The sequence below is a fragment of the Psychrobacter sp. 1U1 genome (assembly GCF_051847535.1).
GTDB classification, from domain to species: domain Bacteria; phylum Pseudomonadota; class Gammaproteobacteria; order Pseudomonadales; family Moraxellaceae; genus Psychrobacter; species Psychrobacter saeujeotis.
On sequence record NZ_JBPYDD010000001.1, the window covers coordinates 521,643 to 548,342 of the forward strand.

Genomic DNA, 26,700 nt, shown 5'->3' on the forward strand with positions numbered 1-26,700 from the left:
TAACTGTTAATCATGGGATGAAGGTATTTTCCTTAACGTACTGGCATACTAGCAGCCGATATCTAGTGCGACAATCCCTTTAAGCAGTAACTAACTAAAATAAAATGACGATATATTGAAATATACTAAGTCAGTAGATATTGAATTTGTGTCAATTTGACACCACCAATAAGAGCATTACTCATACAATTTTATTACTATGTTTTTTATTTAAAATAGGGTGTTTTTTGGACAGGTAGATAGCACGACATTTAATTGTTAAATATAAGCATCAGTGCTAATATCAAATGATTGATTATATCGTCTGTTAGCGTAAGGAGTCGCGGGTTTGTCGTTCTTATTATATAGAGCTATTTTATTCGTTAAGCTTTGTTCATTGTGAGTTAAACGCGAGCAGTCACTGTATTTACTAGCAATAAAGCTCATTGTATTTTATCCTTTTCCATTCTTTTTTCATTGTTTAGGTTACCTAACTTGTTCACCATTTTTTCGTTTACACCTCGTCTATGTTGTCCACGCGCTCATCGTAAAGAAGCGCCTGCTGAACCTCCCCCGACGACGCGTTATTCTCGTCCTAGCACAAAGGTAGTATTTGGTCTATCAGCATTGATGACTGTATTAATCACTGCTTTACCTCATTCAGCACAGGCGGCTTTATCACAAGCTGCTGAAACCCCAGCATCAGCGGCACCAACAGCTACCAGCATTTTTTTACTTATACTTTTTGTTGCTATCGCTATTGGTATATCGTTTATTTGTTCTTTAGCAGAGTCCGCATTACTCAGTATGACCCCTTCGTATATCGCTGATGTCGAAGAAAGCAATCCTAACAAAGCAAACATGTTAAGACGTTTAAAGATTGACAATATTGACCAGTCTTTAGCGGCTATTTTGACATTGAATACGGTTGCCCATACGCTAGGTTCGATTGGTGCTGGTGCACAGGCAACGATTGTCTTTGGCAGCGCATGGTTTGGTCTATTTTCTGCAATCATGACTTTGGCGATTTTGTTCTTATCTGAAATTATTCCAAAAACATTAGGAACGGTTTATTGGCGTCAGCTAAGCGGCATAGTAGCTTACTTTGTACGCGGTATTGTTCTTATACTCTATCCTCTGATTTGGTTTTCAGAACGTTTGACAAAATTACTAGTACGCAGTAAAGAGACACATGTTTTTAGCCGCCGTGAGTTTGCTGCGCTTGCCAGCATAGGTGAAGAATCTGGCCAGATTGATCCATTAGAGTCACGAATTATTCGTAACTTACTCGCCTTTGGCGCCATTAAAGTCGAAGACATTATGACACCGCGCTCAGTCATGCTTGCGTTTGAACAGAATAAAACGGTCGCTGAAGTATTGGTTGATCGTCCAAAACTGACGTTTTCGCGCTTACCTATTTATGATGGCGATTTGGATAACATTACCGGTTTTGTCCTAAAAACGGACATGCTATTAGCAAAAGTCAATCATGCGATGCATAAACCTTTGACGCAATTTGAACGAGAAATTACCTTTGTATTTTCAAAAATGAAGTTGTTTGATTTATTAGAATTGATGCTAAAAAATCGTATTCATATCGCTATCACGGTAGGTGAATATGGTGAAGTTAAAGGTTTGGTGACATTAGAAGATGTCTTTGAGACTCTCTTAGGTCTTGAGATCGTCGATGAGATAGATCGTGTCGAAGACATGCAGGCACTGGCTCGTCAAATGATGGATAGGCGAGTGGAGCGTTTAGGTATGAAGCTTAACGATGATGAAGAAGCGATACATGACAATACCAAAGCTTAGTAAATGTATAAAAACTTCATAAAGACTTATACATGAGCCTATAAGGGTAAAGCGTTTAGGATGTAATAGTAGGATACTAGGTAGGTATACATGCAATAATTACACATGGCGTTACATAGGTGTGAGTATTTAGTGATAGGCTAAAAATACCATTAATAGAGTGTCAATTACTCAACACAATTAGATAATAAGAAACACCTTAAGGATTATAATGAAACAACTGTGGAATAAAGGGCTATTGGCTCTGTTTATAAAAAGCGCGAGCGTTGCTACGTTGACGGTAATGGCCGGTACTGCTGCTATTACTGCTCAAGCTGCGACCATGAATGAGAGCTTGGTACAAAACTATGCTACTGCGATGAAAGCAGCAGCTAATAATAATGACATCAACCAAGTTGCCCGTTTGGTATCTGATGATGCACTGATCTCCTTATCTAGAAAGGGGAAGTCTACCAGTCTCGATAAAAATGCGTATTTAAAATTATTACAAGACAGCTGGAGCCAAACGTCAAATTATCGTTATGATATTAGCATCAACAATATCGTTACGACTGGCTCACAAGCAAAGGCAAACGTTAGAACCGTTGAGAGCTGGGTTAAAGACGGCAAAAAGGTCTCATTTGTGACTACATCAAGAGTCACACTTACTTTGTCGACTGGCAACGCTGTGCTGCTACGTGCAGTTTCCCAAGTAGCGATTGATTAATTTAATTTAAATTTTGCAGATCATCTTCTATAGAATGATGGTCTGTTTCTTACATTGTATATTATACTGTCGATTATCTTCATTACTTCTTGTCGCTAGGAACCTTCTATCATCATGTCTACTGTGTCATCAAAACCCCAATCATTTATAGCTTTACCATTGACCCTTGCAGTGTCAACCCTACTTATCAGCGCCTGTAGCAATACGTCAACGGTAAAAAATACCAGTGCTACCAATAGCTCGTCTGTTGTGAATAAGCGCCCAGTCAAACAGTCTGGAGCTGCTCGCCCAAGTACGAGTGATGACTACTCAACTGCATTTTTGGATGCAGAAAGCTTAGATGAGTTGGCAGACTTATTAGAAGCGACTGATATGACCATGGTTGAAGACAATAAACTGGCTATTCAGCAATATGGTGATTTGTGGAATCGTCTAAGAGCTGGTTATCGTATGAATGGCGGTCAGCCTATCTACAATCAACGTATTGAAGGGCAAAAAAGCTGGTTTACTAGCAGACAAGATTACTTAAACAGGTTGACTGCGCGTGCCAGTCGCTATATTTACCATACAGTACGTGAAGCTGAGCGTCGCAATATTCCAACTGAGCTTGCCTTATTACCAGTAATTGAGAGCTCTTATGATCCAAGCGGCACCAGTAGTGCAGCGGCAGCAGGTTTGTGGCAGTTTATTCCAAGTACGGGACGAATTTATGGTTTGAATCAAAGCAGCACCTATGATGGTCGCCGTGATGTGATCGAATCAACACGTGCAGCCTATGACTTTTTGACAGCGTTATACAATCAGTTTGGTAGCTGGGAGCTGGCACTAGCAGCTTATAACGCAGGTCCTGGTCGTGTACAAAAAGCCATTGATGCCAATGCGGCTCGTGGATTGCCCACTGACTACTGGTCGCTTAGACTGCCTACTGAAACAATGAATTATGTACCACGCTTTTTGGCGGTAGCAGAAATCGTCGCTAAGCCTGAGCAGTACGGTGTTTACCTGCCAGCTATTGCCAACCGACAGCATTTTCGTAGTGTACCAGTCAACTATGGTGTCAGTTTGGCTGAAGTGTCGCAAGTAACTGGCGTTAGTTACGATGAATTAGAAAGGCTGAATACAGCTCTAACATCAGGACGTGTTGATGCCTCAGGCCCGCAGCGTATCATCATCCCTAATGATATTAATACCAATCTTGATGCCAAGCTTATATCGTTAAGAGGCAATGGTACGAGTAACGTTATTGCCTCAAGTAACACCAGTAGCCCAAGTAGTACTGCTACGCCAAGCTATAATAGTCGACCATATACCAGCTCGTCATTACCTTCTACTGGTGGCGGCTTGGCAGATTACGCTGCCAGTGCAAGCGTGCCGCAGCAAACGACCAGTTATATCTCTCCGGCATCGTCTAGCGGCTCTGGATATAATAGTAACTCGACTGTTAGCACTGAGCCACCTATCACAAGTAAAGAGACCAGTAAGATTAATGCTGAACTGCAACGCAGTAATAGCTTACCGACGACCTCTGCACAGATTACACAAAACAATACCATTGTCCAAGAGCCTCCACTTAGTAAAGAAGAGCGCGACTTTATCGCCAATCAGATACGAGTCAAAACACCAGAAACCGAGGTCATTAACGCTGATGGCAACATCAATCTATCCGCGGTACAGACACAGCAGTCTATTTTGGAGGCCAGTGGTGAAGATAAAAAGTTGAGCTTTGCAAAAACGCCAGTCAGTAAGCCAAAACCTCAGGGCAAACGTACAACTTATACGGTAAAACGCGGCGATACCTTATCAAATATCGCCAGTCGTGCAGGCGTCAGCTGGCGTGATATTACTGAGTGGAATCAAATAGATGCCGAGGCAAAGTTGTTGTCTGGTAGTACTCTATATTTGTACGATGCCAAGACTATTGAGCCATTGAGTAGTGCAAATACACAAACCAAAGATCAGCCAGACAGTTACGTTGTACAGTCGGGCGACACGCTTATCGATACGGCAAATCGCTTTGGTCTATCAGTGACACAGCTGGCAAGTTATAACAATTTAAGCAGCCGTTCTGATTTGCTAAGAGGTCAGAAACTGTGGCTAATACCTGGTAAAGTCAAGGCCCCAGCGACAACGCCTGCTGCACCATCTACTAAAGCTCGCAAATCTAGCAACGCGACTCAAAACTACAAAGTAAAACCTGGTGATGGCCTCATTGCATTAGCACGCCAGTTTGACATGTCAGCCAATACTCTAGCCAGTCTTAATGGTATTCGAGCAACAGACTCTTTATACGTGGGTCAAACGCTCAAAATACCTGATAGCGTCGATCTTTCTACCAATAGCAATTCTAGTAGTACAAATACCAGCAGTGCTAACAGCTCAGTCTCTAGCAGCCGTTATACAGTAAAATCAGGAGAGACGTTAATTGGTATCGCAAATAGTATCGGGGTCAGTGCAAAAGAAGTCGCAGCAGTGAATAGTAATTTTAATGCTAACGCGCGCTTGCAACGCGGACAAACCATTAGAGTGCCTGTATCAAAAGCAGAAGTAAATCGCCAATTAAACAATCAACCTATAAGCTATAAAGTACAGTCCGGCGATAGTTTGACAGGGGTAGCCAGTCGCTATAATATCGGTATCAGTGATTTGGCGGCAGCAAATGGCTTAAGTACGACGTCAAACTTATTACGTGGTCGTACTATTACTATTCCAGCAAGGGGCAGTGCTCGCGTAACTAGTAATAATACAAATGCTAGCAGCCAAAGTACGGCAGCCAGCAGTAGAAGTGGTAATGGCAAAGTACTTGGTAACACTGAACGTTATAGAGTACAGTCAGGCGATGGTTTAATCGCTTTGTCACGTCGTTTTGGTATTGCAGTAGAAGATTTGGCAGCGACGAATAATATGGCGACCAATGCCCAGCTACAGCGCGGCCAAATCATCAAAGTCCCTAAGGCAACAGTGCGCTACACGGTTGGCTCTGGAGATAGTCTTATCGGACTGGCTCGTAAATATGGGGTCTCAACTCAAGAACTTGCTGATATGAACAATATCGCGGCAAACACTATGCTACAACGTGGTCAACGTCTGACAGTACCTAATCGCTAACTCATCATTGATTATGATTAATATGATTCAACAATAAAAAAGCTGCTCTTGCATAAGAGCAGCTTTTTTGTGTTTTTTCTATAAACTCACATGCCTAGACCATACGAGTTTTAATCGTTTCAAGATAGCTTCTGATATTACTTACATAATGCATCGCCTGCCCATAACGGCTATTGGAAGCTCTATTTTCTGATAAATATGTATAGACGTTCGCCCAGCTTTTATCATCGATACCGGCAGCATTCAATTTGCGCTGTATACGTTTGACTGCATTAGGGCCCATGTTATAAGCCGCAAGTGCAAACCAGATTCGATCAGTCTTTGGCACATCAGCGAAGTCAGCTTTCATCTGTTCTAAATAACGAGCGCCGCCGCCGATGCTTTGATAAGGGTCAACACGATCTGAGACCCCCATTGCTTTTGCAGTGTTGTTAGTGAGCATCATCAAACCACGTACGCCTGTCGGCGATACGGCATTGGCATCTAAATGCGACTCTTGATAACCCATCGCCACTAGCAGCTCCCAATCATGATTATAATTGCGGGCTTGTTCTTCAAAAGAAGATTGGTAATCAGGCAACTTTTCAGTCAACGTTTTTTTAAAATGATCTTGACTGTAGGCATCTTTTAGTAAGTTTTGATTATAAAACGCGGCAAGCTTTTGCGTGTTTTCAAGCTTGATACTATCACATAAGAAGTAACTGGCTTTTTGTGATAACGGATCATCGGCTTGGTTAAATGTCCAGCTGACTTTAGGATGTAAGCCATTTTTTGTTAGGCTAGCATCATAGCCGCAACTAACATTAACTGAAGACAAATTCAGCTGACTCTTTAGCTGCGTACTCGCTGTCGTCAATGCCATATCAGCGTCACCTGATTTTATTGCTCTCAATGCCGCCTCTTCGCTAGCATAAGCCTTTAAATCAATCTCAACGCCTAGCTCATCAGCATAACTACGTATCAAATCAAAGCCAAAGCCGTGCTGAAAGCCATCGGTCGCAAAATAAGTGCTGTCTCCTGGGACAGCTGCGATGGTAAGAGTCTCCTCAAGCATCACCTTAGCATAGGCTGGTACTGTTGAATCCATCGTAATCAGGCTCTCAGCAGGTAAGGAGAGAAGGGCAATACTAGATACTTGTGCCATCTTTTTTGTTTTGGCAAAACGGTTCAATTTGGTAGGGGTAACGGATGAAACGAGGTTACTTTTGGTGCTAAGTGAGCGCTTGGATGGACGCAGTAAATAAGAAATACGACGTTTGGCACCTTGCGCAGATACTTTTACACGATAAGTAATACGCTGCATGGATGTCTCCTAATATTAGCCATCCTGCTTACCAGGGAGCTGCCATCATCTCAATGTGTACGTAAATGATAAATAAACATTTTGAAGGCAGCTTAGATGTTACACAGCTCATTAATCTAAATCGCTAATAGAGATCTTAGTGTTATGAGCATTACAACACCTTGATTAATATAATAATAAGTTTATAAAACAGCATAATAAACCGTGTGCTACCGTTCTAAGCATGTCAAAAATAACATCGCTCAAATAAAGCTACACAGATAAAGAATAATGACAGTTATGTCACCTTTATCGATAATGGCTGAAAATACACTTAAATTATTATATTAACTATAGGTAAGGTCATGAATAAGTTATTGAGACAAAAATAATAAACATACGGTAAAATCAAACAATACGGTAATATCTAACCGTTTGATTTTACTTGCAATATTATATTGTCCAGCAGTATTGATAACGAATTATACGAGCTTTGAGACATCAATCACTTATAATGTAAATGACATCGCACCTCATAAGATCGAATTATACAATCGTTGCAACGTCTCGCTAAAAAGTATCAAACGTAATTTATAGTAAATGTACGCATCATTATTAAATAGCTAGGCGTTATAACCGGAGGCCATAGTAAATGGGAAGTTTCATGACAAAACATTCTCTTTCTAGTTGACTTTATAGGGCTTATAAGGCCATTATTCAAGTAAAGTTAATTAAAGAGTGATAAAACTTAACAATTGAGTAATAGACGGTCAAAAACAGCTATTATATTCATATAAACGAATAAAGTCTATTTTATCGCCAGTCAGGCGGTACTATGTCAATATTTTTCGAAAAGGCCCTATTTTTGAGAAAGTTCTACGGCGTAGCGTTAAGCAGGGTTATCGATATCGATAAATGTCACTGGTAGTCCAAAGTGCTGAGCAACCATCTCCCCAAGCGCCTGAATACCACCTCGTTCTGTCGCATGGTGGCCACAAGCAAAGTAATCAATCCCAAGCTCTCGTGCGCTATGTGTAGTACGTTCAGATATCTCGCCAGACAGATAGGCATCGCATTCCATTATAGCTGCCTGCTCAATCATATCTTGCGCACCGCCTGTACATAAGCCGATACGTTCGATCATTTTTGTATTGTTTGTTTCATCTTCGTTTGTGAAACGACAATCGCTTGAAATATGTAGAGGCACGCGGCCGAGTGCTTGAGTAATCGTCTGAATTAGGGTTTCGGCACTTTGCGGCGTACAAATAGCGATATTGCCCACAGGATGGGTCTCATGAGGGTAGAGTGCTTCAGTGATCGTCAGTCCTAGCGTCTCAGCGAGCTTTGCATTGTTACCGATGATAGGGTGTGCATCAAGCGGTAGGTGATAGCCAATCATCGAGATACCATGCTGCATCAATTTGCGAATACGCCGACCCTTCATACCAGTAATAGGCTCAGGTTCACCTTTCCAAAAGTAACCATGGTGTACCATAATCGCGTCGGCTTTCGCCTCGATAGCAGCATCGATCAAGGCCTCACAAGCAGTAACACCGGTCACAATACGTCTGATAGGCTGCCCGCCATCTACTTGCAATCCGTTTGGAGCATAGTCTTTAAAGGCATTTGCAGATAAATAGTCATCGCAAAACTGCGTTAACGCTTGGGCAGTAATCGCTACATTTGATGAGTCGTATGATGGGTCTTTTGCTGACATTGGGTGTCCTTATGATTTAAGTTGAAACTATTGTTCTAGCTGACCTTGTTTGAGCCAATTTAACAATCACCGTTCATAAATTTGTAGTAATCATTTTAGCATGATGTTGCAAATGAGTAGATAAACCCCATAACTGAAATGGTACACGATACGTTACTATTTTGATGTATGGGCAGTTATAATTTACATACGTGAGCCTACTGGATGAATAGGTTTTAACGGGTTGTGTGGTACTTAATAGCAAGCAAAAAATAGTCGTCATCCCATTGTATTCAATAACGTCTGTTTGATTAAATTTATAGAGGTTTATATATGTCGTCATCTCCAAACACCAACAACAAGGCAACACTGTGGAAGTGGTTACCTTGGGTTTTATTGCTGGTAATAATTGCAGCGTTTGTCTGGTTGTTTATGAGTATGAAGACACCATCGAAGACAGCGTGGGAGCCACCAAGAACGACCGCGGCTGAGCAAGAAGCTATAGCACCTGCATCTGATAAACCTGAACCTATTGACTCGTATCATAATGCGGTCGCTCGTGCCTCGCAGTCGGTGGTCAATATCTATACCACTCAGACCATGGCCGAACATCCTTACATGGATGATCCTGTGTTACGTCGCTTTTTTGAGTTCCATGGTGGGCCACAAGGTCAAGGGCAGGGGCCAACCAACCTTGGCTCTGGTGTCATCGTGTCGGAGGATGGCTATATCGTTACCAATGCTCATGTGATCGAAAAAGCAGATGAGATTACGGTGGCTTTCAACGACGGGCGTAAAAATCGAGCCAAGGTCATCGGCACGGATCCCGATAGTGATTTGGCTGTGATCAAGGTCGATATGACAGGGCTTACGCCGCTTGGCTTTCGTGAAGAGCCTAGCCGCGTTGGTGATTTAGCATTAGCAATTGGTAATCCGTTTGGTGTCGGTCAAACGGTCACTCAAGGGATTATTTCGGCAACTGGTCGTACGGGTCTTGGGGTCAATAAGTTTGAAGACTTTATCCAGACTGATGCTGCTATCAATCCGGGTAATTCGGGCGGGGCACTTGTCGATGCTCGCGGAGAGCTGGTCGGTATTAATACAGTGATTTTTTCGCGCTCTGGCGGCTCGATGGGGATTGGCTTTGCTATTCCAACTGCCATCGTTGAGCAAGTCATGAATGCGCTTATTAAAGACGGTAAAGTCAGTCGCGGCTGGTTAGGTATCGAGATTCAATCACAACTACGTGATCCAACGCGCCTTGAAACCTCGACAGGAGTAGAAGTCTTAAATGTCGTCGCTCAAGGTCCCGCTGCCAAAAGTGGCCTAAGAGTCGGTGATGTTATCTTGACCATCGATGGTATCGAGATGACAGATGCCAATACTTTGATTCAGTATGTGGCGCGTAAGGCGCCAACGACTGAGCTAAACGCTCAAGTATTGCGCAACGGTCAAAACAAACAAGTTAAGATTATGCTTGAAGAGCGTCCTGTGCAAGAAGTCGTAGAAGTTCAGACACCTAGAATCTTGCACGATGACAGATTAAACGGTCAAGGCGGTACAGGGGCTCAAGGTGAAGAGCAATACTATGATGATCCAGATGCGCCGATGATGTCAGAAGAAGAGCGCAACCGTATGCGTGAAGAGCTGCTAAAACTGTTTGAACAAGACACCGCGTCGCAATAAGCAAGACGGGCATGGTAATTACCCAATAAAAAGCGCGCTATCTTATCTAAGGTAGCGCGCTTTTTATTGGGTATTTTTATTTTCATAAATGAGTGGTTATTTCACGATAGGCTCATGATTGATGTAAATGACTCCTTGCACACGGCAACAGCAAGGCAGGATTTCATCTTCTTCGATCATAGCAAGCGGTGCAAACGGATAATCAACCACATGTGAGCTGGCTATGCGCTTGACTCGGCAGCTACCACAATAACCTTCACGGCACTGATAATTGACCTCGTGCCCTGTACGCAGCAGCCCATCGAGCAGGCTTTCATCATCATGCAAATAAAACTGTTTTTTACTGGTCATTACCCAAGTCATAGTCTATCCCAGTAGTACTTTGTTATCGTTGTATCCATCTACGCAAAGCATATTCTATCTTTAAGACTCAAAACGGTCTTAAAGCTCAAAACTGTATTAGAGCTCAAAATCATCAAAATCGCTTTCTGATAGATCCGAATCAATCTGCCCGACCAAGTATGAGCTGATCTCTGTCTCTTGCGGGGCAACTTGTACGTTATCAGACGACAACCATGTATTGATCCATGGAATCGGATTTGATTTCGAATTTGGGAACGCTGATGGCAAGCCGACCGCTTCCATACGCAAGTTCGTAATGTATTCAATATATTGACAAAGGATGTCTTTATTTAGACCGATCATCGAGCCATCTTTAAACAGATAGCTGGCCCATTCTTTTTCTTGCTCGGCCGCCTTACGGAATATCTCAACACTCTCATCATAGCACTCGCTTGCAATCTCGACCATCTCAGGATCGTCTTTGCCGTTACGCATTAAGTTAAGCATGTGCTGCGTGCCAGTTAAATGTAGCGCCTCATCACGAGCGATAAGCTTAATAATTTTGGCATTGCCTTCCATCAATTTGCGCTCAGCAAAAGCAAACGAGCAGGCAAACGACACATAAAAGCGAATGGCTTCTAAGACATTGACTGCCATGATGCACAGATACATCTGTTTTTTGAGAGACTTTAAATCGACAGTGATTTGCTCGCCATTGATATTATGCGTACCCGGCCCGTATAAGCTGTATAACTGCGAGTTACGATACAAGTCGTCGTAGTATTTGGCAATGTCGGACGCACGCTCCAAGATGTGCTCATTTTGCATAATATCATCGAACACAATACCCGGGTCGTTGACGATATTACGAATGATATGGGTATAGCTGCGCGAGTGAATGGTCTCGCTAAACGACCATGTCTCAATCCAGGTCTCAAGCTCAGGAATCGAGACCAGTGGTAATAGCACCACGTTTGGGCTACGGCCCTGAATAGAGTCGAGTAGGGTCTGATACTTGAGATTGCTAATAAAAATATGCTGCTCATGTGAGGACAAGTTACCAAAATCGATACGGTCACGTGAGACATCGACTTCTTCTGGGCGCCAAAAAAACGACAGCTGCTTTTCAATCAATTGCTCAAAGATAGGGTGTTTTTGTTGGTCGTAGCGGGCAATATTGACCGGCTGACCAAAAAACATCGGTTCTTTTAGGGCATTGTTTGGCGTTTGAGAAAAAATCGAGTAAGTCATGGGACTGCCTTTATAAGTTTTACGGTTGTTAATCAAAAGTTTGAAAGTCTATTTTTAAAAATATAGATTTAAAAGTATGAGCAAAAATACAGTCGATACTAAACAAAATGGTTACGTTATTTAATGACGCGAAAATGGTATAAATTTTTCTGGCTTGCTGTGCCTGCGCCGACAGAGGCTGCAAAAAATTTACCCCAGTCTCGCTGTATCTTTGTTATATTGCACTAACTATACATCATAAATTCTCTAGTGATATCTGCGATGACTCTTGTCCATCGTTCATATAGGCTTTGAATATTTCGCTCAGCTCACTATCATCGAGCGCTTCCAATTCATCGAGTGCGCTTTTACGTAAGGTACTCACATCAGACTCTTCCGCTGCTGTTTTTACGTCTTTTTTAGCGGGTCTTGATGTTGATTTTTTGGCTGCTTTTGCCACGCTTTTTTTGGTGACGGCTGGCTTTGGTGCTTCATCTACACTTAACTGCTGACGCACCTCTGCAATATCAACCTCGACTTGTACGATATGCGAGCCACCATCGTTTAGGTCTGAAAATACGTTTGGGATAAACAAACCACCGTCTTTGATGATTGCGGTATATTGCACGTTTATGACCTCCGTCGTTTTAGTTCTGTCTGTGTTTTAATCTTGCGCACCAATAAGATAAAAATGATGTTTAATGGTGCGCTCAGCGCACCTTACAACTTTTCCTTATTACCATTAAAACGGTATATCAACATCAATAACTCTTCTAATCCTATCTAATCTATGCCAAACATGATTCATAATTATTTTTTGTTTTTCTTTAGATGAGTTGCTCAAAAACTTATGAAATTTGAAAATAGCATCTACTTCTAAGTTTTCCCCTCCATTGTATGAGAAACTTCCTCTTATAAAGCACTTTATTAAGCTTGAATTATTTTGTATATAATCTTCTAAAATAGAATTTTTGTATAAAGTTCCAATATTCCTTACTATTTCTGATATATCAGTTGCATATATAGCAGTGTCATTAATGCTGACTAAAGATTCTTCTAAACCATTTGCAAATGTTTTATAAATATCTTTTTCATAATCACTTATAGGTTCTTGTAAGATGGTTGCATCTATTATCTCTCTTTCTATATCGAAGAAAGTGTCTGTTCTATAAGAATAGTCTGTCTGAGTCATTTGGTTTAAAATGTTTGAATATTTGAAGGTACTTAATTGGTTAGTATGAATAATTTCTTCAAATAGCTTCCCGACAAAATATATTTCCGTCTTAAAATCATATCTCTTTTCAGAGAAATCTAATGGAAGAGAGTATCTCCAGTTAAGTTCAATACTTTTGTCAAAATCTGAATCAATATTTACTTTTTTACTAAAACCAAAATCAATGATTTTTACAATACCTTTGTTAGAGATTAGTATATTGTCAGGTCTAATATCTCTATGTAAAATACCTGCTTGTTCTAAATGAACAAATCCACCTACAACTTGTTTAAATATTTCATTAAGTTTATCAGGATTCTCAATTAAGTATTCATTAATGTTTTGACCCTTAATATGTTCCATTAAGATGTAACCTGTATGATGCTCTGGATACAAATAGTAGTTGAATACACGAACGATATTTTTATGATTTAGTAGATGCAAAAGTTTAATTTCATCTTTAAAATTACCAAAAAATATTTGTTTATGCTCTTCATAAAAAGGTGAATACTTCTTACAAACAAATAGTTCATTAATGATTTCGTCTTCGAGTAGAACCGTACGTCCAGTACCACCTTGTCCAATTTCTTCTATAAACTTGTAATCTTTCTGACGAATAAATTCGATTAATTTACCTTGCATGTAGTTACTCTCTGAAAAGTCATTCCAGTGACTTTATAGTAAATAGTGACTTGAACTAGAAAACAGCGAGCTCAGCCTAAAAGCTAAACCCGCCACCTATCAATAGCTTAAATCTTACAAGCACCGCCAGCACAATCATCTTCCATATCCGCTTGAGCATCGTTCGCACCATCACGAGTGTTGTGATAATACAACGTCTTCACACCCATTTTATAAGCGTTTAGCAAGTCTTTTAGCAATATCTTCATCGGTACGCGACCACCTTCATAACGAACAGGATCGTAGTTGGTATTGGCAGAGATACTTTGATCGACGAACTTTTGCATGATAGCGACTAGCTTTAAGTAACCGTCATTGTTCGGCATTTGCCATAGTAGCTCGTACTGATGTCTCAGCGTACCGATATCAGGGACAACTTGCTTTAAGATGCCATCTTTTGACGCTTTGATAGAGACCAGACCGCGTGGTGGCTCGATACCGTTAGTCGCGTTGGCAATCTGACTAGAAGTTTCAGACGGCATCAAGGCAGTTAGAGTAGAGTTGCGCAGACCGTGAGTGGTAATCTCAGTGCGTAGCGTTTCCCAATCGAGATGTAGCGGCTCTTGGCAGATGTTATCCAAATCTTTTTTGTACGTATCAATCGGTAAGATACCTTGCGAGTAGGTAGTCTCATTAAAAGCAGGGCACGCGCCTTGCTCTTTTGCCAACTTGTTTGATGCTTTTAAGAGATAATACTGCAACGCTTCAAAGGTTTGATGGGTCAGACCAAGCGCACTACCGTCTGAATAGCGTACGCCATTCTTCGCTAAGTAATAGGCATAATTGATGACACCAACGCCCAGCGTACGGCGGCGCATACTGCCGTTTTCAGCTGCTTTGACAGGATAGTCTTGATAGTCGAGCAGGGCATCAAGCGCACGAACGATGAGTTCTGCTGGCTCTTCGATATCGCTGACGTTTTCGACTTTACCCAAGTTGACCGCTGATAGCGTACAAAGCGCGATTTCGCCTTCTTCGTCGTTGATATTATCAAGTGGCTTGGTCGGTAGCGCGATTTCCATACATAGGTTTGATTGGCGAATCGGAGCGATGCTCGCATCAAATGGGCTATGGGTGTTGCAGTGGTCGATATTTTGAATATAAATACGTCCAGTGCTGGCGCGCTCCTGCATCATAAGGCTAAATAAGTCAGCGGCTGGCACTTGACGCTTACGAATAGAGTCATCTTGCTCGTATTTGGTATATAGCTCTTCAAACTTGTCTTGATCTTCAAAGAAAGCATCGTACAGGCCAGGAGTATCACCTGGAGAGAATAGCGAGATGTCTTGTCCTTTAATCAGACGGGTATAAAGCGTTTTATTAATCTGAACGCCATAGTCCATATGACGAACACGGTTGTCTTCGACGCCGCGGTTGTTTTTGAGTACGAGTAATGATTCAACTTCTAAATGCCAGAGTGGATAGAATAGTGTCGCTGCACCGCCGCGCACGCCACCTTGTGAGCAGCATTTAACTGCAGTTTGGAAAAGCTTATAAAAAGGAATACAGCCAGTATGCTGAGCCTCACCGCCACGGATAGGACTACCAAGGGCACGGATACGACCAGCATTGATGCCGATACCAGCACGCTGTGAGACATAACGCACGATGGCGCTGGTGGTAGCATTGATAGAATCTAGGCTATCACCACATTCGATCAAGACGCACGAGCTAAACTGACGCGATGGGGTACGCACACCCGACATGATAGGCGTCGGTAGAGAGATTTTGAACTGTGAGGTGGCATCATAGAAGCGTTTGACATAGCTTATGCGCTCAGCTTTGTCATAGTTGGCAAACAGACACATACCGACCAGCATATATAAAAACTGCGGGCTTTCATAAACGGTCTTGGTGACGCGATCTTGCACGAGGTATTTGCCTGCCATTTGCTCAACGGCTGCGTAGGCCAAGTTCATATCGCGCCAATGATCGAGGTATTCTTCCAATTCATCAAACTCGCTACGACTATAATCGGCTAGGATATGCTCATCGTATTTGCCAGAATCTGTAAGAGTTTTAACGTGGTCATATAGGTGCGGCGGTGTAAATTTGTTATAAGCAATCTTACGCAGATGAAAGATTGCCAAACGCGCGGCCAAATATTGATAGTCAGGAGTATCTTCAGAGATAAGGTCGGCCGCTGACTTGATGATGGTCTCATGAATGTCACGAGTCTTGATCCCTTCATAAAACTGAATGTGCGACTTAAGCTCAACTTGTGAGACTGACACATTATCCAAATCATGAGCTGCCCATGCGATAACCTTATGAATTTTATCTAAATCAATAGGTTCTAAACGTCCGTCGCGTTTGGTCACTTGAATCTTATCGATATGTGTCATGTTGCCCTCTATTATTGATTGCTGATATGTACTTTACGTCGATTAAATCTCGCAAAGTTTTTTATTCTGCTATAACAAGGTGTTACGACAGCTGAAGGTTTTTGGACAACAGTTTGCCGTAGCACATAGTGATGAATAAAATCACCGAGCACTAGATATAGCGTTTGTATTAGTAAGTAGGCACAATATAGCGGGAAAATTTTGAAAATGCTATATTGATTTTAGGAGAAAACTATGTTGCTACAAGGTAGTAGCATGTCCAAAATTTGGCAAAGGACGATGGGATAAGGGTTAGACGCGATTGTCTCAAATAATAAAATTTTTTGTAAAAAAGTGGTTATGACTTTATTTTTATTAGTCGACAATTTCTTGATTATTTAGAGATAGAATCGAGTCAATCATCGCGGTGCTGATTGTACAGTAGACCCAAAAAAATCGCCACCCATATGAGTGACGATTACGATATTAAAATGCTAAATTTGGTTTTAAATATTTTATACGACCATGCGCACAGTTTTAGCGTTATCAAGTGCGGCATATAAGCGATTGACTTGCTCAACTGTCGTCAGGTATAAGTTGACACGCACTGAATGAAAGCGGCCTGTCTTTGAGGGCTTGACATCTATAGAGGCCAAGTCAAACTCAGGGAACTGACTGCCAAGGATCAGCTTGACTTCGTTAAGCAAAGTCTCGTGTTCGCCTTCGTGACCAATAATGCTCATAGGGTAGTCCATCGGGAATTCCCAAAGCTCAGGGTTTTGTACGTCTGTTTTTTTGCCTTTTAAGATACCGTCATTAGCGACTAACTCAGTGACTTTGACATCTTTTTTAGACGCATGGTCTTGCTCGCTATGGTTTTGATTGCTGGTGTCTTTTGGGTCATCACTCATGATGGGATCCTTATTTTTTATGGAAATATTGGCTTGCATAGTGTTTTCATCACATAAAAAACCTGAGACGCGCTCAGCTCTTTAGTTGATGTCATTTTTAAATGAGTACATTTTTTATGGGCGGTCGCTGTATTCACTATTTATAGTGGCATTTGGATATTATTCAAGTGCTGTGCTGATTATGACAAGGCATTATGAAATGATAGATGGTATGAGCGATTTAAAATCTTTTCATCAGATATTAGCTATACTATGATGCAGTACATTAACTGCGTCTTAGTACGTAAGAATTAGTACTTGAGGATTAGTGCTCAAGAATTAGTACTTAAGAATTGATATTTAAGCCGCAGTACAGTTTTATTTTTACAGTATTTACAGATAACCTCGCTAGGAAGCTGACATGATTGTCCGGCAAACACCCAATGCTCTCAAGATATTTTTTACCCTTCGCGGTTCAATCATTCCAAAGATCTATCCGCAAATTTTGTTGGTTACTTTACTAAGTACGCTTATAACCGTTATTCAGCATGAGTTTTCACGCTCTTTTCCCTCCTACACCATGGCGCCTTTTACGGTGTTTGGGATTGCTTTATCGTTGTTTCTTGGCTTTCGTAATAATGCAAGCTATCAGCGTTGGTGGGAAGCACGAGGATTATGGGGGCAGCTGGTCTATGAGGCTCGCAGCTTTAGCCGTCAAGTGCTCTCGTTTATAGATGAAAAAGATGAGCAAGGGCGAGACTCCCAGCGCTATATGATTTATCTTACGATTGCTTTTACCCATGCTGTGCGCCATCGACTACGTGGTACGGCGCCTTGGCAGGATGTTGAGCGTTTTGTGGCGCCTGCACATCATGCCGGCATGCGTCAGTCGCAAAACCTGCCTGATTATTTGATGCGATTGCTGGGTCAGCGACTTGGTGATAGTCGGCGTCAGCGCTTATCATCGGAGCAGATGATACAAAACATGGACGAGCGCCTTACCTCCATGACTATCGTCTTAGCCGCCTGTGAGCGCATCCATAATACGCCCTTACCATTTGCCTATATGCTTTTGGTACATCGTACGACTTATCTATACTGCTTTATGTTGCCTTTTGGCTTGGTTTCCTCACTGGGCTGGTTGACTCCTTTTACCTGTGCTGTGATTGCTTATACCTTCTTTGGTTTAGACGCGCTTAGTGAAGAGTTAGAAGAGCCGTTTGGTTTTGCAGCCAATCAGTTACCTCTGACGGCTTTGTCACGCACTATCGAAATCAATTTGTTAGAGGCACTGGGAGAAACCGATCTGCCACCTGATATCGCCCCTAAAAATGGCTATCTACCATAGCCAAGTACTTAAAAGCCAAATACTTAAAAACTGGATAATTAAAAGTTAGATGCTAAAAAACTAGGTGCTCGAAATCTTAAATGCCGTTTAGAAATGACAGTAATATATTTTTTTGCTCAACAGACAACTGCTCAAAACGTGTTTTTGCACCTTCTGCTTCACCGCCGTGCCACAGTATCGCCTCAGTCAGACTGCTGGCGCGACCATCGTGCAAAAAACGCGCGTCCGAGTCTTGTGCTACGATTCCAATACCCCATAATGGCGGTGTACGCCATTCAAAACTTTCAGCATTCTTTTCTTTTACGCCATCATCAAGTCCTGCGCCCATATCATGAAGTAATAAATCGGTATAAGGGTAGATGGTTTGTTGCGATAACAATGGAAAACGGTCACTATCGCCAGTCTTTTGCTTGGGTGTATGACAGCCAGCACAGCCGACTTGGGTGAAAAGATTGGCACCTTTATTAAAAGTTGATAAATTGCTCACCCGCCGCTCAGGAACTGCAAGCGCGGTCATAAAGTCAGTCACAGCATCCAAACTGCTGTCTGAGACCTCTGGCGTACCGCCATTGGCGGCTGTCCAACAAATTGGCTGATTAGCGGTACAGTTAGGGTCCATAAATATCGAAGTGGTTAAGCCCATATCTTGCGACATGGCGTTGGCGTTTTGGGTACGCAGACTTGAATTAATCGCTTTCCAACCAAAGCGGCCAATTCGCTCATAAGCACCTTCGTTAACCCAGTGCACACGGCCACTGATTTCATCTTTATTGTCATCGTTAGCATCGGCGGCAGCGATAATACTGGCTTCAGGGATGAGATTAAGTAAGCCCATACCGACCAGTTGCGGCGAGATACGTCCGCTAATAGCGGTATCTCCTAAAGGTTGGTTGGAGTCCGTTGGGGTAAATTCGAATCTGATACTTTTAGAATTTTTATCGTCTTCAACAGTAGCGATATAGCGCATTTTACCTTCGGTAGCGATACTGGCGTCGATACTTTGATGCTGCATTTGCTCACCATAATAAGCATGAGCCAGTCCTTGTTTATCGCCTAGTCTAAATAAAATAGCGTCGCTTAGCTCACCGTCGCTAGCATAGATAGGTTTGCGCCCCTCTGCGCTATGGCACTGAGTACAGGCATTGGCATTAAACAGTGGCCCGACACCATCAAATAACACGCGGCCTTGATTGGCGGGCGTCCATTCGGTGATAAATAACTCACGCCCAGGCGAAACGCCGCCTAAGGCACTACTCGGTAAATTGGGCATGATCTGCAAAAACGGCTGCGAGATATCAGCTGTGATAGTGGCGCTGCCGCCTGCTGGTAGCCAATCGGTATCGGCTTCTGTCTCATCAGGTGTATTTGATGAGGGAGGGTTGCTAGGCAAGCTGGGGCTGCTAACTGTATTATCCTCATTATCGTCTGAGCCACCGCAAGCGCTCAGTACCAGGGTCGTCGCTAAGCAGAGCAGGGCATTACGCATAGCGGGTAGTGCTGATATGGGTAAAATGGTTGGTCGATGGAGGCAATAAGACATGGAATTACCTAAAATAGTCATAAATCAGTACAATCAAGTAATGAATAAAAATGAGTAAGCTTGATCGTTAATTAAAAAGGGCGACATAAAATATGCAGCCCCTTTTTTTACTTAACGATTATGTTTTTTTAGCTCTTTATAAGTGTTAATCAGCAAGTTTGAAGGACATAAGCCATCGTTGCTTATAGCTGACTTGGCAAGTTCACAGGGATAGGGGTGTTATACATCCAGACATGCGTGGTGTCTTTATTACCCAATGAACCCTCAAAGCTCCAGCCCCACGTAAATAAAAAACCATACTGAAGAGATGGACTGTTATCTGGGTTGAGCGACTTTTCATGAGCAACAAGATGCATAGCGCCCATTGCCATATTGTCGATGTTGTTTAGATTGGGCAGTTTGTCAGTTGGCTCATCTAGGTCATTATAGATGGTTTTACCTGCACCATTTGTTTCGCCAAACATGCCCCAAGGGTATACCTTGCCATCATCTAGTAAGGCGTAGCTGGCATTGCCATTAGCATAAATACGGCGAATATCTTTACCCTTGAACCATGGTAGTTTGGTAGGTGTTGCAACGATATCGTCCCAAGCTTTTTCGGTATCACCAAATAGCTCACCGTTGTAGCCTATTTGGCTTGTGGCATTGAGTCCCCAACCATAAACCGACTCTTTATTGGTCAAAGCCAATACATGGTCACGGCCAGCGGCAAGTTGAGTGACTTTTTCTACCTCTTTAGCAACACTATCATCAGCGATTTGAGTATCATCACTTTGACTGTTTTTAATGATATTTATAAGGACAGGGGTTGCATTGATATTGACGCAATCATTGGCACTGGTACAGGCTTCACCTTTTCCAAAATTGGCATAAGCGTCGCTACCCCAGCCCCAAACTTGTCCTTTATCATCTAAAGCGTAGGAGCTATTGGCACTGGCAACTACTTGCACGATATGTCCAATGTCAGTTGCTGCTGAGAAGTCTACTTTGACCGGTATGCTACTACCGTCTGTACTAGGAGCAGAGTCATTACCAAGCTGTCCTACATCGTTAGCACCAAATGCCCATATACTGCCATCTTTGGTCAGTACTAGATTGTGCTTGTAACCGGCTGCCACCATGATTGCATCCTCGATACCTTGAACAGCACTGATATCAAGGCGACAGTCTTCAACTTGACTACAGCTATTACGACCTGTTTCGCCGCGTCCCAATTGCCCATATTTATCTTCGCCCCAGCTGTAAACTTGTCCGTTTTGGTCAATAGAGAGCGAATGGTTTTGATTAAAACTAACAGATATTAGGTTTTGTGGCGCATTGTTTATGAGCATCGGTGTATCTGGGTGTCCCATGACATCTGTTATTTTCGTGGTCAGTCCAAGACCGGTTTGACCATAATTGTTTCGCCCCCAACTATACAACTGTCCGTCACGAAGGGCAGCAGTATGTGAGCCACCTGCCGCGATATTATCGCCTAGATAGATGGTTTTGGTAGAGCGCATAATGTTACCAGCGTTATCCGTCGCTTCTAGGGTTATTTTATTGTGGCCCAACGCTAAAAAAATAGACTCATTAAAATAGCCTTCAGCATCGATCTTCAGCGTATGGACTGGCTCTTCATTAAGTTGATAAGTAAATGACTTGATCCCGCTGTTATCTTGCACTTGTCCTGAGACGAATACGGCGGCAACGGCACTATAACCATCGGAAAAATTGCTGTCGGTCGTCAGTAATGGCGGTGTCCCATCGATAATAGGGGTTGTCGCTTTTTGGTCATCGCCACAAGCGGCTAACCCCAGTACAGTAGTAACAATGGCTAGTGCTCGAGCTAAATGGGATAAACGCATAAAACCTCAATAAGTGCAAAATATATGCAAAGTAGGATAAATATCAGGAAAGATATTAGAAATATTAGATGCGAATAATATTACAAATAAGAATCATTATCAATATAAAAATAAGAATGGGGATAAATATAGTAGCTTGGCTATTATTTTGTATTAAGCATACGTCTCCAACAGACACAAAAAAGCTGAGACATGCTCAGCTTTTTGGTTTAATTCTAAGAACGTTTTTATGCCTTTAACAATGCCTGAGTAAATCAGTCGTTTTCTAAGAAAGAGCGCAAGTGCTCAGAGCGTGAAGGGTGACGCAGTTTACGCAAGGCTTTTGCTTCAATCTGACGAATACGCTCACGAGTCACATCAAACTGCTTACCGACTTCTTCTAGGGTATGATCCGTTGGCATATCGATACCAAAACGCATTTTTAGGACGCGTGCTTCACGTTCGGTCAAGTTGCCAAGTACATCACGAGTGGCTTCTTGTAGGCCAGCTGCCGTGGCGTCATCGACAGGACTTGAAATAGTACCATCTTCAATAAAGTCACCTAGGTGTGAGTCTTCATCGTCACCAATAGGAGTTTCCATAGAGATCGGCTCTTTGGCGATTTTTAGCACTTTACGGACTTTAATCTCGTCCATCTCTAAGCGTTCGCCCAATTCTTCAGGCGTTGGCTCGCGGCCCATTTCTTGTAGTAGCTGACGTGAGACGCGGTTTATTTTGTTAATGGTCTCAATCATATGTACAGGAATACGAATGGTACGTGCTTGGTCAGCGATAGAGCGGGTAATGGCCTGACGAATCCACCATGTGGCATAGGTTGAGAACTTATAACCGCGGCGATATTCAAACTTATCCACCGCTTTCATCAGACCAATATTACCTTCTTGAATCAAATCCAAGAACTGTAGGCCACGATTGGTATATTTTTTGGCAATAGAGATGACCAAACGCAGGTTGGCCTCGACCATCTCTTTTTTGGCACGGCGGGCTTTGGCTTCACCAATCGCCATACCGCGTGCCACATCTTTCATATCGTTGATTTCCATGTCGAGCTTTTGCTCGTAATCACGGATTTTACGTTGTAGCAAAATGACATCATCGATGACTTTTTCTAAGTTTTCAGCAAAAGCAGGCTTGCCTTTTAGGCGCTCAGTGAGCCAATCTACGTTGGTTTCGTTACTTGGGAAAGTCTTACGAAATTCAGAGCGCGGCATACGACCACGGCGGATTACCAAACGCATGATCTGACGTTCATGCTTGCGCACGTCATCATACACATCATGCATGATAGCCATGACTTGATCTGACATACGGTTATTAAGCTTCAACATCATAAAGCGGCTGGCAAGCTGCTCATAGGCTTCGTCAGCTTGTACGCTACCGCGGCCGTAATCAAGCAGTGCTTGTTTGGCTTTGATAAATAAATGTTCAATCTCTTCTAAACGTAGGCGTACTTCTTCTGGATCGATACCGCCCGTTTCTTCTTCAGCCTCATCGCTGTCATCAACCTCTAAATCATCGCTGTCTTCATCATCGTCGTCATCATCTTTTTCCGCCTCAGCTTTTGCATTGGCTTTCGTTTTCATGACTAAGATTTTTTCTTTTTCTCGCTCTTTTTCTTCTTTAGCTGCGGCGATGTCTTCGTCTGTTTCAGGATCTAAAAAACCAGTGATAACGTCAGAGAGTTTCTTTTCGCCGTCATGTACTTTTTGATATTCATCAAGAACGAATTGTACCGTACCTGGCCAGTAAGCCATCGCATGCTGTACATCACGAATACCTTCTTCAATACGCTTGGCGATAGCAATCTCGCCTTCACGGGTCAACAGATCAACTGTACCCATCTCGCGCATATACATACGAACAGGATCGGTAGTACGGCCGGGCTCAGTTTCAACAGAGGCCAATACTGCCGCTGCTTCATCAGCTGCCATATCATCATCGCTTGAATCATCGTTCATCAAAATATCATCAGCGTCAGGCGCAGCCTCAAATATTTTGATGCCGACGTCAGTGAGCATTTGGACGATGTCTTCGATCTGATCGCTTTCTGTAATAGAGTCAGGCAGCTGGTCATTCACCTCAGCATAGGTAAGATACCCTTGCTCTTTGCCCATTTGGATTAAGGTGGCCAGTTGAGACGTGGAATTGGAAACTGACTTGTCGCTCATAAATACTCACTTGCTTGCGTCGGGCATTTTCGTAAAATAACAGACTATCGCTTGTAGGGTGCGTTGATCTAATCAGTAGATTGATCATATGAAAAGCGTAGAAAATGTCAATAATAACGAAAATGAGTTGATATGAATAAAGGCTCAAAAAACTACAATATAACGGCTAAATAAAAACTTGCTAAAAATACTACTCAAAAATAAAGCAATATGGCTATCTTTAAAAACAACGGTATTTAAAAATAGTGTGACTCAAAACAACAGCCAATATTGACAACGGCATAGTTTAACACAGACCACCGCTTTCAAGCACAAGACAGCCAATCAGTTGCTGCATATATTATAGTCCATGTGTGCTTGCCATAATCATAGATGATGGGGGCAATAATCTATGTTTTAAAGGGCAAATATTTTATCTGCTATTGAATCACCTAAAATGGTCTTAAATTAAGACTAAACGCTGATCATTGATGCAGATTGCTCTGCTTGCTGTGCTCGCATCCAATCATTTAGAAGTTGCGTCTGTTTGCGTACGATCGCAAGTCTAACATGATCCGGATTCTTGATAAGATCTTGCATCTTTCTTTGCATATTAAGCTTGAGTAGCTGCATCACTAGGTTTTCGATCAACTCATCAACGCTTAAAATATTTCTTGTGGTCAAGGTCTTATAAAAAGCGCCCCAACTACGGCTTAATGTTTCTTGAGTGATAGGCTGTAGGTTTGACATAATAAAATGCGCAGCAGCGTTGGCATCTGTTGGTAAATAAAACAAGCAGCGTTTGATTGTATTGACAACATCGAGCAAAGCGGTATCCTGCAAGTCCTCCCATGCTAGCGGACGAAAAGCATCTAAAGGTGCTTTTTGCTTGATATGGGCAGGGAAGTCTAAACGATTGATACCTGCTTTTTGCCAGATTGACTCAATGGTGTCTTCTTGCAGTACGCGGGGCTGAAACAAAAAACACAGCTGCAGCTGTTGGCTGATGGTCATGTCACCATCAAAATCAAGCAGCGCGTCTTTGGCTTCGACATTTTGGCTGCGCTTACCACCCAGCTTTTGATATATATCGTTATTTAGCAAATACCGAAAACTACTGCCTTTCGGTAACGCAGTGGTCAAGCTGCGCACTTGTGACATTAGCTTGGCTTTGCCTTCTGCCAATGCCAAATCGTAACGCTCACTCAAATAGGCAAAAATGTATTGTGACAAGGGTTTGGCATTGGCGATTTGTTCACGCATGGCCTCACTGCCGTTTGCTTTTATAAAAGTATCAGGATCATGACCGTTGGCCAAGGTCAAAAACCGTAGTTCCTTATCATCAGCGAGTACTGGTAGAGCAACCTCAAGTGTGCGCCAAGCCGCTTTTTGTCCTGCGCTATCACCATCAAAACTGAGCGTTAGTGTGGGGTTTAGGGTCAGTAAACGTGAGATCTGGCTTTCATTGATGGCGGTACCCATAGAGGCTACTGCGCCATAAATACCTGCTTGGTAAAGGGCGATCACATCCATATAGCCTTCGACCACTAGCCAGTGCTCTGCACGCTGCTGGCGTGATTCGTAATAGCCATATAGTACATGTTGTTTATGAAAGACAGGCGAGTCAGACGAGTTGATGTATTTGGGCTTCACGTCATCGTCTAAAGCGCGACCACCAAACCCAATCGTGCGTCCTTGATTGTCTCGAATCGGAAAGATAACCCGATCACGGAGCAAATCATAATCACGTCCAGACTCTGACTGCCGTACTAAACCCAAGGCTTTAAGCCCTTCGATATCTTGCGGGAACTGATGCTCAAGATGCTGCCAACCAAATGGCGCATAGCCCAGCCCAAAAGTCTCAAAAGTTTCTTGGGTAATACCGCGGGTCATAAAATAATGCTTGGCATGGGGATGCGTGGTTAGATTGTGCTGATAAAACTGTTGAATCTGATTTAATAATTCATATAAGTTACCATCTTGCTCAGCATGGCTACTGCTGTCGCCAGACAGCCCCATTGCTGTCTCTGTTAACCACGCCGGTGGATAGCCATTTTCGGTATCGTTTTGATACTCTGCGCCATAAGTGTCTATTGGGTAAGGAGTTGAGTCGTAAGGATCTAACGGTGGATAATCATCGTACCCATTGCTGTCATCGTAAGCGGGTTGGTCGTTATACCCGAGTTGACTTGCGCCTTGATTACTTAAGTTAGATACGACAGAAGGAGTATGTGCGGTCTGTGCTGCGCTGTGACGGTCCACAGTCGGACTGGGCACTGATGGTGGAATAGGCTTAGATGCTCGGCGTTGATAACTGACGTTACGTTGTTCATCTTTTGGCACTTCAATGCCAGTTTGTTTTGATAACTCATTGACCGCTTCGATAAAGGTTAAGCTTTCATAATCGCGCAAAAAGCTAATGGCGTTACCGCCGACATTACAGCCAAAACAGTGATAAATGTTTTTTTGTGGATTGACATAAAACGAAGGCGACCTTTCGCCGTGGAACGGACAGCACCCTTTATATTCACTGCCAGCACGTTTAAGCGTGGTGTGACGACCAATGATACTGATCAAGTCAGCTTGGCTGTTTAATTGTTCAAGAATATGATTGGGGATACTCATGAGAAAGGACAGTTTATCATAGAATAATACAAAAGTTATTTTAACACTTTTATTCTTTGCAATAAGTACTTATAGATTATTAATGTATATGTAACACACAATGAGTGCTACTTTACATGAAGAAATAGCCTAAGTAGCTAAAAAATTGAACTTATGACTCATAGTCTAAATTTTATGTATTAATACACAAAAGACAAAGCTCAGCTAATGACAAAATAATGATAAATGAGGTTTGTTAAACCAACAA

General features: G+C 42.5%; 17 protein-coding genes. 5 read left to right on the top strand and 12 right to left on the bottom strand.

Annotation, left to right across the window (positions count from 1 at the left end):
- Positions 1–474 precede the first annotated feature (474 nt).
- The 3 genes from ACS8FB_RS02095 (at position 475) to ACS8FB_RS02105 (ending at position 5,602) form a co-directional block, all read left to right on the top strand.
- A complete protein-coding gene (locus ACS8FB_RS02095) occupies positions 475–1,791 on the top strand; it encodes a hemolysin family protein (RefSeq protein ID WP_439260775.1) in 1,317 nt (438 codons plus the stop codon).
- Positions 1,792–2,002: 211 nt separating this feature from the next.
- Positions 2,003–2,497, top strand: coding sequence for a hypothetical protein (locus ACS8FB_RS02100; RefSeq protein ID WP_439260776.1), 495 nt, complete (start codon positions 2,003–2,005; stop codon positions 2,495–2,497).
- A gap of 114 nt (positions 2,498–2,611) precedes the next feature.
- Positions 2,612–5,602: a lytic transglycosylase gene (locus tag ACS8FB_RS02105; RefSeq protein WP_439260777.1), complete on the top strand. Its 2,991-nt coding sequence runs from the start codon at positions 2,612–2,614 to the stop codon at positions 5,600–5,602.
- Positions 5,603–5,696: 94 nt separating this feature from the next.
- Here ACS8FB_RS02105 and ACS8FB_RS02110 read toward each other — a convergent pair whose 3' ends face one another.
- Both ACS8FB_RS02110 and ACS8FB_RS02115 read right to left on the bottom strand, forming a co-directional pair.
- Complete coding sequence (locus tag ACS8FB_RS02110; RefSeq protein WP_439260778.1) at positions 5,697–6,905, bottom strand: transglycosylase SLT domain-containing protein; 1,209 nt, start codon at positions 6,903–6,905, stop codon at positions 5,697–5,699.
- 868 nt (positions 6,906–7,773) lie between these two features.
- Positions 7,774–8,601 carry a Nif3-like dinuclear metal center hexameric protein gene (locus ACS8FB_RS02115; RefSeq protein WP_439260779.1) on the bottom strand — a complete coding sequence of 276 codons (828 nt, stop codon included), beginning with the start codon at positions 8,599–8,601 and terminating at the stop codon, positions 7,774–7,776.
- A 312-nt stretch (positions 8,602–8,913) separates the two neighbouring features.
- On the opposite strand from ACS8FB_RS02115, the gene ACS8FB_RS02120 reads away from it, so the two are divergent.
- Positions 8,914–10,266 (top strand): S1C family serine protease, encoded by a 1,353-nt coding sequence (locus ACS8FB_RS02120; RefSeq protein ID WP_439260780.1) that lies wholly within the window; start codon positions 8,914–8,916, stop codon positions 10,264–10,266.
- Between the two features lie 96 nt (positions 10,267–10,362).
- On the opposite strand, the gene yfaE is transcribed toward ACS8FB_RS02120, so the two are convergent.
- From yfaE to ACS8FB_RS02150, 6 genes are all read right to left on the bottom strand, one after another.
- Positions 10,363–10,629, bottom strand: coding sequence for a class I ribonucleotide reductase maintenance protein YfaE (gene yfaE, locus ACS8FB_RS02125; RefSeq protein WP_299187604.1), 267 nt, complete (start codon positions 10,627–10,629; stop codon positions 10,363–10,365).
- Between the two features lie 96 nt (positions 10,630–10,725).
- Complete coding sequence (gene nrdB / locus ACS8FB_RS02130) at positions 10,726–11,859, bottom strand: class Ia ribonucleoside-diphosphate reductase subunit beta (RefSeq protein ID WP_439260781.1); 1,134 nt, start codon at positions 11,857–11,859, stop codon at positions 10,726–10,728.
- 235 nt (positions 11,860–12,094) lie between these two features.
- Positions 12,095–12,466: a hypothetical protein gene (locus tag ACS8FB_RS02135; protein WP_439260782.1), complete on the bottom strand. Its 372-nt coding sequence runs from the start codon at positions 12,464–12,466 to the stop codon at positions 12,095–12,097.
- A 114-nt stretch (positions 12,467–12,580) separates the two neighbouring features.
- Positions 12,581–13,693, bottom strand: a complete 1,113-nt coding sequence (locus tag ACS8FB_RS02140; protein ID WP_439260783.1) for a protein kinase family protein — start codon at positions 13,691–13,693, stop codon at positions 12,581–12,583.
- A 107-nt stretch (positions 13,694–13,800) separates the two neighbouring features.
- The gene (gene nrdA, locus ACS8FB_RS02145; protein ID WP_439260784.1) at positions 13,801–16,077 is read right to left on the bottom strand and encodes a class 1a ribonucleoside-diphosphate reductase subunit alpha; all 2,277 of its coding nucleotides are present in this window, start codon (positions 16,075–16,077) and stop codon (positions 13,801–13,803) included.
- A 494-nt stretch (positions 16,078–16,571) separates the two neighbouring features.
- Entirely contained in the window at positions 16,572–16,967 is a 396-nt protein-coding gene (locus ACS8FB_RS02150; protein WP_439260785.1) for a YbeD family protein, read from the bottom strand.
- Between the two features lie 400 nt (positions 16,968–17,367).
- Between ACS8FB_RS02150 and ACS8FB_RS02155 the strand changes: the two genes are divergently transcribed.
- Complete coding sequence (locus ACS8FB_RS02155) at positions 17,368–18,294, top strand: bestrophin family protein (RefSeq protein WP_439260786.1); 927 nt, start codon at positions 17,368–17,370, stop codon at positions 18,292–18,294.
- Between the two features lie 76 nt (positions 18,295–18,370).
- On the opposite strand, the gene ACS8FB_RS02160 is transcribed toward ACS8FB_RS02155, so the two are convergent.
- From ACS8FB_RS02160 to ACS8FB_RS02175, 4 genes are all read right to left on the bottom strand, one after another.
- Entirely contained in the window at positions 18,371–19,834 is a 1,464-nt protein-coding gene (locus ACS8FB_RS02160) for a di-heme oxidoredictase family protein (protein ID WP_439260787.1), read from the bottom strand.
- Positions 19,835–20,016: 182 nt separating this feature from the next.
- Positions 20,017–21,681, bottom strand: coding sequence for an RCC1 domain-containing protein (locus tag ACS8FB_RS02165; protein ID WP_439260788.1), 1,665 nt, complete (start codon positions 21,679–21,681; stop codon positions 20,017–20,019).
- A gap of 254 nt (positions 21,682–21,935) precedes the next feature.
- Positions 21,936–23,849, bottom strand: a complete 1,914-nt coding sequence (gene rpoD, locus ACS8FB_RS02170) for an RNA polymerase sigma factor RpoD (protein ID WP_439260789.1) — start codon at positions 23,847–23,849, stop codon at positions 21,936–21,938.
- A 453-nt stretch (positions 23,850–24,302) separates the two neighbouring features.
- The gene (locus ACS8FB_RS02175) at positions 24,303–26,453 is read right to left on the bottom strand and encodes a DNA primase (protein WP_439260790.1); all 2,151 of its coding nucleotides are present in this window, start codon (positions 26,451–26,453) and stop codon (positions 24,303–24,305) included.
- Between the last annotated feature and the right edge of the window lie 247 nt (positions 26,454–26,700).

Excerpts from the sequence above, each read along its gene's own strand:
- ACS8FB_RS02140 (WP_439260783.1), bottom strand. The coding sequence starts at position 13,693 with ATGCAAGGTAAATTAATCGAATTTATTCGTCAGAAAGATTACAAGTTT.
- rpoD (WP_439260789.1), bottom strand. The coding sequence starts at position 23,849 with ATGAGCGACAAGTCAGTTTCCAATTCCACGTCTCAACTGGCCACCTTA.
- ACS8FB_RS02115 (WP_439260779.1), bottom strand. The coding sequence starts at position 8,601 with ATGTCAGCAAAAGACCCATCATACGACTCATCAAATGTAGCGATTACT.
- ACS8FB_RS02150 (WP_439260785.1), bottom strand. The coding sequence starts at position 16,967 with ATGAGTGATGACCCAAAAGACACCAGCAATCAAAACCATAGCGAGCAA.
- ACS8FB_RS02175 (WP_439260790.1), bottom strand. The coding sequence starts at position 26,453 with ATGAGTATCCCCAATCATATTCTTGAACAATTAAACAGCCAAGCTGAC.
- ACS8FB_RS02160 (WP_439260787.1), bottom strand. The coding sequence starts at position 19,834 with ATGTCTTATTGCCTCCATCGACCAACCATTTTACCCATATCAGCACTA.
- nrdA (WP_439260784.1), bottom strand. The coding sequence starts at position 16,077 with ATGACACATATCGATAAGATTCAAGTGACCAAACGCGACGGACGTTTA.
- yfaE (WP_299187604.1), bottom strand. The coding sequence starts at position 10,629 with ATGACTTGGGTAATGACCAGTAAAAAACAGTTTTATTTGCATGATGAT.
- ACS8FB_RS02165 (WP_439260788.1), bottom strand. The coding sequence starts at position 21,681 with ATGCGTTTATCCCATTTAGCTCGAGCACTAGCCATTGTTACTACTGTA.
- ACS8FB_RS02110 (WP_439260778.1), bottom strand. The coding sequence starts at position 6,905 with ATGCAGCGTATTACTTATCGTGTAAAAGTATCTGCGCAAGGTGCCAAA.
- ACS8FB_RS02155 (WP_439260786.1), top strand. The coding sequence starts at position 17,368 with ATGATTGTCCGGCAAACACCCAATGCTCTCAAGATATTTTTTACCCTT.
- nrdB (WP_439260781.1), bottom strand. The coding sequence starts at position 11,859 with ATGACTTACTCGATTTTTTCTCAAACGCCAAACAATGCCCTAAAAGAA.
- ACS8FB_RS02105 (WP_439260777.1), top strand. The coding sequence starts at position 2,612 with ATGTCTACTGTGTCATCAAAACCCCAATCATTTATAGCTTTACCATTG.
- ACS8FB_RS02100 (WP_439260776.1), top strand. The coding sequence starts at position 2,003 with ATGAAACAACTGTGGAATAAAGGGCTATTGGCTCTGTTTATAAAAAGC.
- ACS8FB_RS02120 (WP_439260780.1), top strand. The coding sequence starts at position 8,914 with ATGTCGTCATCTCCAAACACCAACAACAAGGCAACACTGTGGAAGTGG.